Origin of the sequence: Duganella lactea (assembly GCF_009857505.1) — a bacterium.
Classification (GTDB): domain Bacteria; phylum Pseudomonadota; class Gammaproteobacteria; order Burkholderiales; family Burkholderiaceae_D; genus Rugamonas; species Rugamonas lactea.
In genome coordinates this window covers 189,829-203,165 of sequence record NZ_WWCP01000004.1, presented here as the reverse complement: position 1 = coordinate 203,165, position 13,337 = coordinate 189,829, and the positions used below count along the sequence as shown (strand labels likewise).

General features: G+C 61.6%; 15 protein-coding genes. 11 read left to right on the top strand and 4 right to left on the bottom strand.

Going from position 1 to position 13,337, the window contains the following annotated elements; translation table 11 throughout:
• Positions 1 to 35: 35 nt before the first annotated feature.
• The gene (locus GTP44_RS28180) at positions 36 to 554 is read left to right on the top strand and encodes a transposase (RefSeq protein WP_371867160.1); all 519 of its coding nucleotides are present in this window, start codon (positions 36 to 38) and stop codon (positions 552 to 554) included.
• Between the two features lie 612 nt (positions 555 to 1,166).
• On the opposite strand, the gene GTP44_RS06550 is transcribed toward GTP44_RS28180, so the two are convergent.
• Complete coding sequence (locus tag GTP44_RS06550; RefSeq protein ID WP_161018782.1) at positions 1,167 to 1,529, bottom strand: cupin domain-containing protein; 363 nt, start codon at positions 1,527 to 1,529, stop codon at positions 1,167 to 1,169.
• Positions 1,530 to 1,597: 68 nt separating this feature from the next.
• Between GTP44_RS06550 and GTP44_RS06545 the strand changes: the two genes are divergently transcribed.
• Positions 1,598 to 2,485, top strand: a complete 888-nt coding sequence (locus GTP44_RS06545; protein ID WP_161018781.1) for an AraC family transcriptional regulator — start codon at positions 1,598 to 1,600, stop codon at positions 2,483 to 2,485.
• A 41-nt stretch (positions 2,486 to 2,526) separates the two neighbouring features.
• On the opposite strand, the gene GTP44_RS06540 is transcribed toward GTP44_RS06545, so the two are convergent.
• Complete coding sequence (locus GTP44_RS06540; RefSeq protein ID WP_161018780.1) at positions 2,527 to 2,775, bottom strand: hypothetical protein; 249 nt, start codon at positions 2,773 to 2,775, stop codon at positions 2,527 to 2,529.
• A gap of 184 nt (positions 2,776 to 2,959) precedes the next feature.
• Here GTP44_RS06540 and GTP44_RS06535 point away from each other — a divergent pair, with 184 nt between their 5' ends.
• From GTP44_RS06535 to GTP44_RS06505, 7 genes are all read left to right on the top strand, one after another.
• Positions 2,960 to 3,724: an SIMPL domain-containing protein gene (locus tag GTP44_RS06535; protein ID WP_161018779.1), complete on the top strand. Its 765-nt coding sequence runs from the start codon at positions 2,960 to 2,962 to the stop codon at positions 3,722 to 3,724.
• A gap of 45 nt (positions 3,725 to 3,769) precedes the next feature.
• On the top strand, positions 3,770 to 4,525 hold the full coding sequence (locus GTP44_RS06530) for an SIMPL domain-containing protein (RefSeq protein WP_161018778.1): 756 nt from the start codon (positions 3,770 to 3,772) through the stop codon (positions 4,523 to 4,525).
• 98 nt (positions 4,526 to 4,623) lie between these two features.
• Positions 4,624 to 5,493 carry a CDP-diacylglycerol--serine O-phosphatidyltransferase gene (gene pssA, locus GTP44_RS06525; RefSeq protein ID WP_160991471.1) on the top strand — a complete coding sequence of 290 codons (870 nt, stop codon included), beginning with the start codon at positions 4,624 to 4,626 and terminating at the stop codon, positions 5,491 to 5,493.
• 61 nt (positions 5,494 to 5,554) lie between these two features.
• The gene (locus tag GTP44_RS06520; RefSeq protein WP_160991470.1) at positions 5,555 to 7,102 is read left to right on the top strand and encodes a 2-isopropylmalate synthase; all 1,548 of its coding nucleotides are present in this window, start codon (positions 5,555 to 5,557) and stop codon (positions 7,100 to 7,102) included.
• Positions 7,099 to 8,022 carry a sugar kinase gene (locus tag GTP44_RS06515; protein ID WP_161018777.1) on the top strand — a complete coding sequence of 308 codons (924 nt, stop codon included), beginning with the start codon at positions 7,099 to 7,101 and terminating at the stop codon, positions 8,020 to 8,022. The genes GTP44_RS06520 and GTP44_RS06515 overlap by 4 nt, the downstream gene beginning before the upstream one ends.
• A 69-nt stretch (positions 8,023 to 8,091) precedes the next feature.
• Positions 8,092 to 8,409 (top strand): NIPSNAP family protein, encoded by a 318-nt coding sequence (locus tag GTP44_RS06510; protein WP_161018776.1) that lies wholly within the window; start codon positions 8,092 to 8,094, stop codon positions 8,407 to 8,409.
• Positions 8,406 to 9,158, top strand: coding sequence for an ArsR family transcriptional regulator (locus GTP44_RS06505; protein WP_229256805.1), 753 nt, complete (start codon positions 8,406 to 8,408; stop codon positions 9,156 to 9,158). Before GTP44_RS06510 ends, GTP44_RS06505 begins: the two co-directional genes overlap by 4 nt.
• Here the strand turns inward: GTP44_RS06505 and GTP44_RS06500 are convergent.
• Positions 9,155 to 9,967, bottom strand: a complete 813-nt coding sequence (locus GTP44_RS06500) for a hypothetical protein (protein WP_160991465.1) — start codon at positions 9,965 to 9,967, stop codon at positions 9,155 to 9,157. The genes GTP44_RS06505 and GTP44_RS06500 overlap by 4 nt on opposite strands.
• Before the next feature lie 100 nt (positions 9,968 to 10,067).
• Positions 10,068 to 10,553, bottom strand: a complete 486-nt coding sequence (gene bamE / locus GTP44_RS06495; protein WP_161018775.1) for an outer membrane protein assembly factor BamE domain-containing protein — start codon at positions 10,551 to 10,553, stop codon at positions 10,068 to 10,070.
• 139 nt (positions 10,554 to 10,692) lie between these two features.
• Here bamE and rpsO point away from each other — a divergent pair, with 139 nt between their 5' ends.
• The gene (rpsO, locus tag GTP44_RS06490) at positions 10,693 to 10,962 is read left to right on the top strand and encodes a 30S ribosomal protein S15 (RefSeq protein ID WP_160991463.1); all 270 of its coding nucleotides are present in this window, start codon (positions 10,693 to 10,695) and stop codon (positions 10,960 to 10,962) included.
• A 199-nt stretch (positions 10,963 to 11,161) separates the two neighbouring features.
• Positions 11,162 to 13,288, top strand: a complete 2,127-nt coding sequence (gene pnp / locus GTP44_RS06485; RefSeq protein WP_160991462.1) for a polyribonucleotide nucleotidyltransferase — start codon at positions 11,162 to 11,164, stop codon at positions 13,286 to 13,288.
• Positions 13,289 to 13,337 lie beyond the last annotated feature (49 nt).

The window sequence follows — 13,337 nt, the reverse complement described above, 5'->3', positions numbered from 1 at the left end:
GACCACGAAAAAGGTGGTTCTGGACAGCAAGACAAGTGCCAAAAGGTCTGAAGCCGCCGTGCGAATCCGTCCACAGCCGGCGTTTTCTCAGCACATCAGTTCAAATCAGCAGTAATTCGAGGTCCCCTTTCGTAGAACCTGGCTCACTCGTGCTGAGCGATGAATGCCCAGCCTACAACGGCCTCGTGGCTCATGGCTACGAACATCTCTCCGTTCAACATGCAATTGAATTTTCTACCATTGACGGGGTAAACGAAAATCAGTGCGAGTCGTTCAACAGCAGGCTAAGACGTGCTGAATACGGCGTTTTCCATAACATACTCCCACAATACCTGCAGTCGATCGTCGATGAATTCGTGTGGAGAGAAGACACACGCCACTTAAGCAATCTGGAGCGGGTTAGTGGGTTTGTACATCGGGTCTTCAATGCCGGACTATCGAAATTCCGAGGGTACTACCAGCGGAAAGACAAGCGTGGAAAAGAAGAGCGTTGGATATCATCCAAATCACAGATCGACGGAATGTTTGGAAAGGTGGATGTCGTCACGCGATAGCCTCCACTCCTGTTCAGTCGCTCCTCCCACTGCCTTGGCTGGCCTGATGCGCTCAATTCGGCCAGTGTCGCACAATTTCTTTAAGCGGGAGCGGACTAGTTCTCGAAATATCCGTTTCTCGTTATGGTCTATAGCGTCGTTTGGATTTTTCCGACATACCTCCAAAAGTAGCGCTTGAGTGAGATCTCCGGTACTCATGGCCCCAAAGGAGTTAGTTGCGAGAATTTTCACTAGAAGCTGAGAAAATTCCCCGTGAGAAAACCATCTTTTCATCCTAATTTTCTCATCGGCATAAATGCGGACAGAAGGGATCGTGGATGGGTCGATTTGGATTTCGTGCAGGCGCAATATGCGGTCTAACGCATCTAGGTCTAGCCTGAACTCGCGTATACGATCCTGTATCTTGGCAAACCTTGCCAGCTCGCGCTCGCTTGCTTCAATCAGCCCTTTCAACCGCGCCCGCCGGCGCACTAGCCAATTTAGCGATGGTGGAATTCTTGTCATAGTCCTCTCCCAGTTACACATAAGCTGATCCACCACGGGATTTCTGCCTTTAGAAATCTCCACAATGATATTCAACAAGTACGGTTTCCGGGAGGGGCGTCAGCTACATCATGGCGATATGACGCGGCGCTGCGCGGCCGTTGCGGGATCACCGCTATTCGGCGTTCCGGTCGGTTCGATCAGCAGGATGTGCGCTTCCTGCGCAGCGCGCGGACGATGACTGACTCCGCGTGGCACCACGTACAGCTGGCCCGCGCTGAGCGAAACGGTGGTGCCGTCGTCGAGATCAATTTCCATCTCGCCTTTCACGACCAGGAAAAAATCGTCGGTGTCCGGATGAACGTGCCAGTGATATTCACCGCGTAGTTTCGCGACCATCAGATCGTGGCCGTTGTACAGACCAACGGTGCGGGGTTGCCATGCCTCGTCGAACGAAGCAAGTTTGGTGGAGAGGTCGATAACGTCTGGCATGATGGGTTCCGAAAGTGAAAATATCATGGTGCGGCATGCCCGGTATGGTTGTCTTGTACAATTGTTGCATGCGTCCGAAAACTCGCCCATCAACTGACAACCAGGTCCAGTTCTCGCCATTGGGCGAGGGGGCGACCCTGATGCAGGCGAACTTTACCGATTACGCGTTTGAGCGGCATAGCCATGACTGCTATGCCATCGGTGTCACTACGCACGGCACCCAGCAGTTTCGCTGCAAAGGCCGGGAATATGTCAGCAGGGCAGGGGAGCTGGTCATGTTCAACCCGGACGAAGATCATGACGGCGATCGCGGCAGCTCTGCCGGATTTGCTTATTCGATCTGGTACTTACCCGTAGCGTTGGTGCGGGAATGCATGGATGCGGATGCCGGTCTGGCCGGCAGTCTTTATTTTTCGGCGCCTCATCTGCGCGACTTGCGCATGGCCGAGCGCTTCGGCAATCTGAGCACGTTATTGCAGCGGGGGGATGGTGAACCCATGCGCGATGAGGTCCTGATGCAGGAATTTATCGGCACACTGCTGTCGCGCCATGGCGAGCGACCGCGGCAGCATACGGCGCCACGTCGCGTCAACATAGGGCGCCTGGTGCGCGTCAAGGATTACATCCGCGCGCATTTTCGTCAGCAATTGACCGTGACGGAACTGGCAACGGTGGCAGGGCTATCACGGGCCCATTTCGCGCGCGCATTCAACGCCGCGTTTCACACCCCGCCCCATGTCTTCCTGAATGCGGTTCGGATTGCGCACGCACAGCGGCTGATGCGCTTGGATATGCCGTTGGCGATGGTGGCCGCCGACTGCGGTTTTACCGACCAGTCGCACTTTTCACGCCGCTTCAAAGGCAGTGTCGGCGCCTCTCCCGCCGAGTGGCGGAGTGCCACCATACGTAATCGGGGCGAGACAGCTAAAGGGTTCCAGAATTATCGAGAAGCGTAGGCCCTGCGAGCCGTGGTAATGGCCCTAAATAAACGGCCGACTTAGCGGAGGGCGATGTACAGTGCAATCGCCGCAGTCAGTGTGAGCAGGCCGACTATGGCCACGCCCCATTCCGGCACCAGCAGCTTGCCGTCGTCGGTGTGTGTCGTCACCGGCTTGCGGCTGAAGATTTCCCTGGTGCGCGCGGCACGGGCACGGCCGAACGAGATGACGGGAATCACAAACCGTCCCAAGCTGTACATCAGCACTTCCATGAACAGGTAAAACGCAAATTCGCCGATGATCATCATAGTCTTTTCTCCTTGGACACTCGATCATAGCAAGCCGGCAATTAGAATATCCTTAATTGGCCGCCATATTTTTTGAATGCGTGGCGCGGTCTGCTGAAATGTTACAAACAGTCACTATGTCATACGGTGTGCGGAATAAATTCCTGTACAGTGCGGCTTGTCGTAATCTTAACTGGAGCCCGTAATGCACACCATGAAAAAACTCGCCGCCGCCGCCGCTGTTTCCTTCGCGCTGGACGCGCATGCCGCGCCGGCTGACGCCCCGCCGACCACCGGCACGCTGGTGGTGGTGCCGGCTTATGGCGAAGTCAAGCACGTCAACGATCAGGCGTTCGTGGTGCTGGCGATCGAAGAACAGGACAAGGACAAGGCCGCCGCCGCGTCGCGCGTCAACCAGAAGATGAAGCAGGGCCTGGAGATCGTCAAGAAAGAAGACCCCAACGCCAGCCTGAAAACCCAGGGTTACTACACCTATCCGGTTTATCCGGAAGAACGCCTGTTGCCGAACGGCCAGCCGGTCAAGCAGCGTACTCCGACCGCGTGGCGTGTCGGCCAGTATCTGCAAGTGACCACCACCAGCCTGGACAAGCTGCCGAAAACCGTGGCCGCCGCGCAGAAAATCCTGACGCTGAACAGCATCAACTTCGGCCTGACGCCGGAAACCACGCGCCAGCTGGATGACCAGCGCATCGCCGCCACCTACAAGAACCTGAACGAGCGCATCGGCTCGATCGCCAACGCCATGGGCCGCAGGGTCAGCGACGCGGTGATCGACACCATCGACTTCGAAGGTTCCGGCAACTACGCCCAGCGCGAACAGGTGTCGATGGCGGCGCCGATGATGATGCGCGCCAAAGCCGCCGACATGGTGGAGGTGGCCGAGCCGAGCTTCGAGCCGGGCGAGACCACGCTGCAGATGCAGGTCGTCGGTAAAGTCCGTTTCAAATAAGGACCGGCTGAGGTAGAGTTGCAGTTTTCTTAACCGGAGACTGCGATGAAATACCTTGCTGCTGTTGTCCTGATGGCGTGCGCCGTGGCGCACGCCGACACTTTGCCGACCAACGGCGCGCTGGTGGTGGTGCCGGCCTTCGGCGAAGTGCGCCACGTCAATGACCAGGCCACCGCCATCCTGTCGGTCGAAGACATCGACCAGGACAAGGCCGCCGCCGCCTCGCGCGTCAACCAGAAGATGAAGCAGGGGCTGGACATCCTCAAAAAGGCCGATCCGCAAGCCCGGCTTAAATCCGCCGGCTATTACACCTATCCGATCTATCCGGCGGAGCCGCCGGTGGTGCCCGGCCAGCCGCTGCCAGCGCGCCAGCCGCGCGTGCCGACCTCGTGGCGCGTGAGCCAGTCGGTGGAGCTGGTGACCACCAATCTCGACGCGCTGCCGAAAACCGTGGCCGCCGCGCAAAGTGTGTTGAGCCTGACCAACGTGCGCTTCGGCCTGACGCCGGAGACCACCCGCCAGCTGGAAGACCAGCGCATCGCCGCCACCTATCAAAACCTCAATGAGCGCATCAACTCGATCGCCAAGGCCATGGGCCGCAAGGTCGGTGACGCCGTGCTCGATACGGTGGACTTCGAGGGTTCCGGCAACTACGCCGGCAGCCGCGTTGAAGTGACCGGCTCGCGCGTGATCGCCAATGCCACCGATCTGCGCATGGCGCCGCAGGTGGCCGAGCCCAGCTTTGAGCCGGGCGATACCGTGCTGAACATGCGTCTGGTGGGCAAGGTCCGCTTCAAGTAATCGCCGCGCGGGGTGGGGCGCCGCGTGCGCCTGCCTTTTTTGTTGTCCGGTCCTCTATAATGACGGAGCAACACTACCTGATAAGAGAACGGATCACTATGCCCAATTTTCCCCGCCGCCGCGCCAAGAACGCGGCCGTAGCCAAGCTGCCCAAAACGTCACGCTTCAGCCGTTTTGCGCGCCGCGCCCGCGGCGAGGATCTTGAACGGCCACGCCATCGCGGCATTTACCTGCTGCCGAACGCCTTCACCACGGCGGCGCTGTTCTGCGGCTTCTACGCCATCGTCATGGCGATGAACCAGAAGTTCGAGCACGCCGCCTGGGCGATTTTTGTCGCCATGATACTCGACGGCCTGGATGGCCGCGTCGCCCGCCTGACCAACACCCAGAGCGAATTCGGCGCGCAGTACGATTCGCTGTCGGACATGGTGTCCTTCGGCGCCGCGCCGGCGCTGGTGATGTATGAATGGTCGCTGCGCGGCCTGGGCAAGCTGGGCTGGATCGCGGCCTTCGTCTACTGCGCCGGCGCCGCGCTGCGCCTGGCGCGCTTCAACACCAATATCGAAGTGGTGGACAAGCGCTACTTCCAGGGCATGCCGTCGCCGTCCGCCGCGGCCCTGATGGCCGGTTTCATCCTGATGATGCTGGACCTGGAAGTGTCCGGTCTGGACATGGGCTGGGTATCGTGGGGCATCGCCATGTTTGCCGGCCTGACGATGGTCAGCAATGTGCCGTTCTACAGTTTTAAAGACGTGAATTTCCGCAAGCCGGTGCCGTTCATCGGCGTGTTCCTGATCGCGCTCGGACTGGCGCTGATCGCCATCAAGCCGGCGGCGACCTTGTGGCCGCTGTTTGCGGTCTACGGCCTGTCGGGCTATCTGGTCGCCGCCTGGCGTGCGGCCAAGGGCAAGAAGGTCAGCCTGATTCAGACCGAGATGGAAAGCGACGATCCAAGCGAACGGCATTAAACGAAGGGGCGGTCGGCCCTGAGGCAGCGCAACGCAATGACGCATCAGACACGGAGCAATCATGAGCAACGCATCCAACCGCCTTATCATTTTCGACACCACCCTGCGCGACGGCGAGCAATCGCCGGGCGCTTCGATGACCAAGGACGAAAAGGTCCGCATCGCCAAGCAGCTGGAGCGCCTGCGCGTGGACGTCATCGAGGCCGGCTTCGCGGCGGCGTCGCCCGGCGACTTTGAATCGATCAAGGCGATCGCCACGGCGGTGCGCGAGTCGACCATCTGCTCGCTGTCGCGCGCCAATGACCGCGACATCGCCCGCGCCGCCGAGGCGCTGGCGCCGGCCGAGCGCAAACGCATCCACACCTTCATCGCCACGTCCAAGCTGCACATGGAGGCCAAGCTGCGCATGCTGCCGGAGCAGGTGCTTGAGCAGGCGCGCAACGCGGTGCGCTTCGCCCGCCAGCATACCGATGATATCGAATTCAGCCCGGAAGACGGCAGCCGCTCGGACGAGGACTTCCTGTGCCGCGTGCTGGAAGGCGTGATCGACGAGGGCGCGACCACCATCAATTTCCCGGACACGGTGGGCTACGCGGTGCCGGAACTGTTCGGCGAAACCATTCGCCGGCTGCGCGAGCGCATTCCGAATTCTGATAAAGCCGTGTGGTCGGTGCACTGCCATAACGACTTGGGGCTGGCGGTGGCGAACTCGCTGGCCGGCGTGATGATCGGTGGCGCGCGGCAGATCGAGTGCACCATCAATGGTCTCGGCGAACGCGCCGGCAACACCGCTCTGGAAGAGGTGGTGATGGCGCTGCGCACGCGCGGCGGCTACTACAACCTCGAATGCGGCATCGACACCTCGCAGATCGTGGCGGCGTCCAAGATGGTGTCGCAGATTACCGGCTTTGCGGTGCAGCCCAACAAGGCGGTGGTGGGGGCGAACGCCTTTGCCCACGCTTCCGGCATCCATCAGGATGGCATGCTGAAGTCGCGCGAGACCTACGAGATCATGCGCGCCGAGGATGTGGGCTGGGCCGCGACCAAGATCGTGCTGGGCAAACTGTCCGGCCGCAACGCGTTCAAACAGCGCTTGCAGGAACTGGGTATCGATCTGGAATCCGAGGCGGAAGTCAATGCGGCCTTTGCGCGCTTCAAGGAACTGGCCGACCGCAAGGCCGATATTTTTGATGAGGACATCCTGGCGCTGGTGGCGGATGAGCAGCAGTCGCAGGAGAGCGAGTTCTATCGCTTCATCTCGCTGGAACAGCGTTCGGCCAGCGGCGAGACGCCGGCCGCCAAGGTAACCTTCAGCGTGGACGGCGAAGAGCATGTCAGCGAAGGCCGTGGTGATGGCCCGGTCGACGCGACCGTCAACGCCATCGAGGGCGAGGTGGGTAGCGGCGCGGAGCTGGTGCTGTTCTCGGTCAACGCCATCAGCACCGGCACGCAGTCGCAGGGCGAGGTGACGATGCGCTTGTCGAAGGAGGGCCGCATCGTCAACGGCGTCGGCGCGGACCCGGATATTATCGTGGCGTCGGCCAAGGCTTACTTGTCGGCGCTGAACAAGCTGCATTCCAAGATTGAGCGAGTCAATCCACAACCATGAGCGAGCATTTTGATCTGGTGGCGCTGGGCGAGGCCATGGTGGAATTCAATCAGGCCAAATCCAGCGAACCTGTGTACCGCCAGGGCTTTGGCGGCGACACCTCCAACGCGGTGATCGCCGCCAGCCGGCAGGGCGCGCGCGTGGCCTACTTGAGCCGTGTGGGCGAGGACCATTTCGGCCGCATGCTGCTGGAGTTGTGGCAGTCGGAAGGCGTGGATATCAGCGCGGTGGCGCGCGATGCCGGCGCGCCAACCGGCTTGTACTTCGTCAACCACGGACCGGAGGGCCACGCCTTCAGCTACCTGCGCGCCGGCTCGGCGGCCAGCCGCATGCAGCCACGGACGATGGACCTGAGCGCGGCGGCGCGCACGCGGTGGTTGCACGTTTCGGGCATTTCGCAGGCTATTTCCGCCAGTGCCTGCGACACGGTGTTCGCCGCCATCGAGACCGCGCGCGCGGCCGGCGGCAAGATCAGCTTCGATCCCAACCTGCGCCTGTCCCTGTGGCCCCTGGCCCGCGCCCGCGCCACCATCGCCGCGACGATAGCGATGACCGATCTGTTTCTGCCCAGCCTTGACGAAGCCGTGGCGCTGGCCGGCACCGATGATGTGGCTGCGATCTTCGCCTGGGCGCGCGCGCACGGTGCGCAGACGGTGGTGTTGAAAGCCGGCCGCGCCGGCGCATGGTACGCGGAGCCGGGCGCCGAACCGCAACTGGCACCGGCGCGCACGGTGGAAGCGGTGGACGCCACCGGCGCCGGCGATTGCTTCGACGGCTCGCTGCTGGCGCGCCTGGCCGCCGGCGACACGCTGGCCGATGCGGTGCGCTATGCGAATACGGCCGCCGGCCTGTCAACACTGGGCCATGGCGCGGTGGCGCCGATTCCGACCGCGGCACAGGTGCGCGCGGCGCTGGGCTGATACCTCGTTCCACACCGAAGCATTTGGCCCTGCCGACAGCTATCCTGAGGTTTTCAACAGGAGGCTTATATGGCTGTCACTTGCTTCATCCGTTACGAGATCGATCCCTTCCAGCGCGACGCCTTCCGGCAGTATGCCGAAAATTGGCTCCGCATCATTCCCCGTCTGGGGGGCCGCCTGCTGGGCTACTTCCTGCCGCTGGAAGGCACCAACTACGAAGCATGGGGACTGGTAGGCTTCGACTCGCTGGCGGCTTACGAAGCCTACCGCGCGCGCCTGCGCGCAGATGCTGAAGCGGTCGAGAATTTCGCCTACGCCCAGCGCGAACGTTTTATCCTGCGCGAAGAACGCACCTTCCTGTCGGCGGTGCATGGAGGCTTGCCATGATTGCTGTGATTTTTGAAGTAATGCCGAGCGACGATGGACGCGCCGAGTATCTGGAGCGCGCCGCACAGCTGGCGCCATTACTGGTTGACGTGGATGGCTTTATTTCGGTGGAACGCTTCACCAGCATCACCACGCCGGGTAAGATGCTGTCGCGTCTACTCGACGGGCGCTTCTACACCGCCACCGAACTGGCGCAGCACGCCGGCGTGGCGGCGCCGACCGCGTCCCAGCATCTGAAGCTGCTGGTCGATGAAGGCCTGGCCCGCGTGCGCGCGCAGGGTCGCCATCGCTACTACATGCTCGCGGACGGCAACGTGGCCCACGCACTGGAGGCCCTGTTGCGCGTGGCCGACGGCGCGTTGCCGGAAACCACGCGCTGGAAGGCGCCATCGATGCGCGGCCTGCGCCAAGCGCGTAGCTGCTACGGCCATCTGGCCGGCGTGATGGGTGTGGACCTGTGCAACTGCTTTGTTGAAAAAGGCTGGGTGGAAGGCGATGCGCAGGACTATGCGCTGACGGCGGAAGGCGCGGCGCGCATGCGCGACCTGGGCATCGTGCTGGATAGCGGTCAGCGCCAGCTATACGGCTGCGTCGACTGGTCCGAGCGTCGCGACCATTTCGCTGGCCCGCTGGCGGTCGCGCTGCTGGATAATTTCATCAAGCGCGACTGGCTGCGCCGCAGCGCCGACAGTCGGGCATTGGAGGTGTCGGCCCAGGGCCGCAAGGCCCTGGCCGATCTGATGGCTTAGAAGCGGACTTTGACGTAAGCGGCCGGGCCCTGCAGGCGCACGTTCAGGTCGCTGTCGTTGCGATTGCGGTTCAGGCTGATCTTGTGGGCGGTGTATTCCGCCACGATGCCGACCATCTTGGTCGGATACCATTCCACGCCCAGCGCACCGCCGTAGATATGGCCCTGGATGCTGCCGCCGTTTTTCTTGATGCCGGAAGCGTCCGCGTAGATGCGCACATTGTCCGACAGTTGCTGACGCCAACCCAGTTCCAGCAGCGGCGCGTAGGCATGCTCTTTCTCTTCGTAAGCCGCGTTGCCGGCAACGCCGTTCAATACGCCGCTGGCCGTGCCCTTCAGGCTGGCCGAATAATACGCCGCGCCAACGCCGACGCCGAACACGCTGGTGCCGCTGCCGATCCACCATTTATAGGCGAGGTTGGCCAGGTCCAGCTTCAGCTTGGCGTTCAGCTGGCCGTTGCCACTCAGCGGCTGGCCGTTGAAATTGGTGGCGCCGCTCAGCGAGGGATTGTAGTTCTTGTCGTAGCGGTAGTAATCGAAGTCCAGCCCCTGCGAATCACCCACCAGCAGCGAGGCTTTCACGCGCGGCAGCGTCACGTTATCCAGCTTGTACGAGCCGGTGTCGATGCGGCCGTAGTTGGTGTCGCCCTGGTAGTCGATTTTCGGCTTGGTGTAGAAGGCGCCGACCGACAGGCTGGCGCGGTCCAGCGCCGGCGATGGCTCGGCCAGCGCGATGGCGCTGGCGGTACTCAGAGCCAGCAGGGTGGCGGCGTAGATGGCGTGGCGGGCTGGTGGCGTGCGTAAAGGCATGTGTTTCTCCGTAGGTTGCAATGTTGTACGGAAATAATAGCAACCGTGCCCGGCCAAACGCGTCGGCGCACGTCCAGAGTTCTCGTGGGAATCATCCTACTTAGCGCCGCTTGGCCTCGCGCTCCTCGTCCGGACCGTTGACCAGGGCGGTCACCACGTCTTGCCGGTTGAATTCCACCGACATCATCGAATTCCACACATCCTGCTCCTTGTAGCGGTACAGCCACACGTCGCCGTCGACGCTGGCGTAGTGCGTCACCTGCGTCGGCCGGCCGAGGATGGTCAGCACCGTTTGCTTGGTGTCGCGCCCCGGCCTGACTTTGGCGAATCCGGCGCCGGACAGCACCTGTTCATAGGAGCGCAAGCGCTGGTCCGGCCCGAGGCGCGCCATCCAGGTGTACTGCCCCATCGGACCGGTGGCGTATTCCAGCAGCGTGTCATCACCGCTGCGGTAGATATTGGTGGGCTGGCCGAGACCGGCGCGGACGGCGTCGGCGCTGTCGCCCGGTTGCGGCGGTGGGGCGCCGAAGTGGGCGCAGGCGGCCAGCGTAAGTAGCAAAATAGCAATTCCAGGCAGGTGTTTCATGGCGGTTTTCCTGAAAAGAGCATACACAGCCAGGTTTTTCCGTTATACTTCTGGGTCTGATCTTTCCGATCAGGCTTCATTGTAACTTCACGGTGGGCAGGGTTCCGACTCCGCGCACCGCATGTTAAAGGTAAATATCATGACCGTAGAAAACATCAACAAAGCAGCGATCATCGCTGACAACGCCCGTGGCCAAAAAGACACCGGCTCGCCAGAAGTGCAAGTTGCACTGCTGACCGCCCGTATCAACGAGCTGAACGGCCACTTCAAAGCACACAGCAAAGATCACCACTCGCGTCGTGGTCTGATCAAGATGGTTAACCGTCGTAAGAGCCTGCTGTCCTACCTGAAGGACAAGGACGCGACCCGTTACCGCGACCTGATCGCTAAACTGGGCCTGCGTAAGTAATTCTTGCGTTTCCCTGCTTAAGTCAAAATGCCTGCGCCAGTTTGCTGTCGCGGGCATTTTGTCTTTCTAAGGGTTAAGAAATTGCTAAGTAGAACGAAGTTGTAAGCTTGTAGCAAAGGTGGCCTGTCGCAAAGGGCCGCCTGTGGTGAGGTGAACGACAGCCCCTGAAAATCTGTCGGCAAATAGAAAGGGATTACCCATGTTTAATAAAGTTACGAAAACCTTCCAGTACGGTCAACACACCGTCACGCTGGAAACTGGCGAGATCGCTCGTCAGGCCTCCGGCGCGGTGCTGGTGTCGATTGAAGACACCGTGGTGCTGGCGACTGTGGTGGCGCGCAAAGACGCGAAACCCGGCCAGGACTTCTTCCCGCTGACCGTCGACTACGTCGAGAAAACCTATGCCGCGGGCAAGATCCCGGGCGGTTTCTTCAAACGTGAAGGTCGCCCTTCGGAAAAAGAAACGCTGACGTCCCGCTTGATCGACCGTCCTATCCGTCCGCTGTTCCCAGAGGGCTACATGAATGAAGTGCAGGTCATCATTCACGTGCTGTCGGTCAACCCGGAAATCGATCCAGACATCGCCTCGATGATTGGTGCCTCGGCCGCGCTGTGCGTGTCGGGCGTGCCGTTCAACGGTCCGATCGGCGCCGCCCGCGTGGGTTACGCCAACGGCCAGTACATCCTGAACCCGACCGTCGAACAACTGAAGACCTCGCAGATGGATCTGGTGGTTGCCGGTACCGAATCGGCCGTGCTGATGGTGGAATCGGAAGCGCAGCAGCTGTCGGAAGAAATCATGCTGGGCGCCGTGGTCTTTGGCCACACCCAGATGAAGGCCGTGATCGACGCGATCCACGACCTGGTGCGCGACGGCGGCAAGCCGGAGCAGGTATGGACCGCGCCGGCCAAGAACGAAGCGCTGATCAGTCGCGTCGCCCACTTCGGCGAAGCCAAGCTGCGCGAAGCCTACCAGACCCGCGACAAGCAAGCCCGTACCGACAAGCTGCGCGCGGCCTCGGCGCAAATCATCGCCGACCTGGGCGCTGAAGCCGCCGCCGCCGGCGCCACCGCGCCTGACTCGGTTGAAGTCGGCAACATCCTGTTCGACATGGAATCGAAGATCGTCCGTTCGCAGATCCTCGACGGCGAGCCACGGATCGACGGCCGCGACACCCGCACCGTGCGTCCGATCTCGATCCGCACCTCGGTGCTGCCGCGTACCCACGGCTCGGCCCTGTTCACCCGTGGTGAAACCCAGGCGCTGGTTGTTGCCACGCTGGGCACCGCCCGCGATTCGCAGAAGATCGACGCGCTGATGGGCGAGTACACCGATGACTTCATGCTGCACTACAACATGCCACCGTTCGCCACCGGCGAAACCGGCCGCGTCGGTACGCCGAAGCGCCGCGAGATCGGCCACGGCCGTCTGGCCAAGCGCGCGCTGATCGCCGCGCTGCCGTCGGCGGACGAGTTCAGCTACTCGGTGCGTCTGGTGTCGGAAATCACCGAATCGAACGGTTCGTCGTCGATGGCCTCGGTCTGCGGCGGCTGCCTGGCGCTGATGGACGCCGGCGTGCCGATGAAAGAGCACGTGGCCGGTATCGCCATGGGCCTGATCAAGGAAGGCGGCAAGTTCGCCGTGCTGTCCGACATTCTGGGTGACGAAGATCACCTGGGCGACATGGACTTCAAAGTGGCCGGCACCCGCAACGGTATCACCGCGCTGCAGATGGACATCAAGATCCAGGGCATCACCAAGGAAATCATGCAAGTGGCGCTGGCGCAAGCCAAAGAAGGCCGCGAGCACATCCTGGGCGAAATGCAGAAGGCCGTGCCAAGCGTGAAGACCGAGCTGTCGGACTTCGCACCACGTCTGATCACCGTCAAGATCAACCCGGAGAAGATCCGTGACGTGATCGGCAAAGGCGGCGCCGTGATCCGCGCGCTGACCGAAGAGACCGGCACCCAGATCGACATCAGCGACGAAGGCGTGGTCACCATCGCTTCCGTTGACGCTGCCGCCGGCCAGGAAGCCAAGCGTCGCATCGAAGAGCTGACCGCCTCGGTCGAAGTGGGCAAGTCCTACGACGGCGTGGTACTGAAGCTGCTGGACTTCGGCGCTATCGTGCAAGTAATGCCGGGCAAAGACGGCCTGCTGCACATCTCGCAGATCGCCAACGAGCGCGTCAACGCCGTGGCCGACTACCTGAAAGAAGGCCAGCAAGTGCGTGTTAAGGTTCTGGAAACCGACGACCGCGGCCGCCTGAAGCTGTCGATGAAAGCCGCCGCGGAAGAAACCGCCGCTGCCGCCAACGCGCAGTAATCAGTTCACACTGATCTGCAATCCGCCCTCGGGCGGATTTTTTTTGTCC

What these genes read in the sequence shown, in the direction of transcription:
- GTP44_RS06550 (WP_161018782.1), bottom strand. Translation starts at nt 1,529, where the DNA reads ATGCCAGACGTTATCGACCTCTCCACCAAACTTGCTTCGTTCGACGAG.
- GTP44_RS06545 (WP_161018781.1), top strand. Translation starts at nt 1,598, where the DNA reads ATGCGTCCGAAAACTCGCCCATCAACTGACAACCAGGTCCAGTTCTCG.
- GTP44_RS06540 (WP_161018780.1), bottom strand. Translation starts at nt 2,775, where the DNA reads ATGATGATCATCGGCGAATTTGCGTTTTACCTGTTCATGGAAGTGCTG.
- GTP44_RS06535 (WP_161018779.1), top strand. Translation starts at nt 2,960, where the DNA reads ATGCACACCATGAAAAAACTCGCCGCCGCCGCCGCTGTTTCCTTCGCG.
- GTP44_RS06530 (WP_161018778.1), top strand. Translation starts at nt 3,770, where the DNA reads ATGAAATACCTTGCTGCTGTTGTCCTGATGGCGTGCGCCGTGGCGCAC.
- pssA (WP_160991471.1), top strand. Translation starts at nt 4,624, where the DNA reads ATGCCCAATTTTCCCCGCCGCCGCGCCAAGAACGCGGCCGTAGCCAAG.
- GTP44_RS06520 (WP_160991470.1), top strand. Translation starts at nt 5,555, where the DNA reads ATGAGCAACGCATCCAACCGCCTTATCATTTTCGACACCACCCTGCGC.
- GTP44_RS06515 (WP_161018777.1), top strand. Translation starts at nt 7,099, where the DNA reads ATGAGCGAGCATTTTGATCTGGTGGCGCTGGGCGAGGCCATGGTGGAA.
- GTP44_RS06510 (WP_161018776.1), top strand. Translation starts at nt 8,092, where the DNA reads ATGGCTGTCACTTGCTTCATCCGTTACGAGATCGATCCCTTCCAGCGC.
- GTP44_RS06505 (WP_229256805.1), top strand. Translation starts at nt 8,406, where the DNA reads ATGATTGCTGTGATTTTTGAAGTAATGCCGAGCGACGATGGACGCGCC.
- GTP44_RS06500 (WP_160991465.1), bottom strand. Translation starts at nt 9,967, where the DNA reads ATGCCTTTACGCACGCCACCAGCCCGCCACGCCATCTACGCCGCCACC.
- bamE (WP_161018775.1), bottom strand. Translation starts at nt 10,553, where the DNA reads ATGAAACACCTGCCTGGAATTGCTATTTTGCTACTTACGCTGGCCGCC.
- rpsO (WP_160991463.1), top strand. Translation starts at nt 10,693, where the DNA reads ATGACCGTAGAAAACATCAACAAAGCAGCGATCATCGCTGACAACGCC.
- pnp (WP_160991462.1), top strand. Translation starts at nt 11,162, where the DNA reads ATGTTTAATAAAGTTACGAAAACCTTCCAGTACGGTCAACACACCGTC.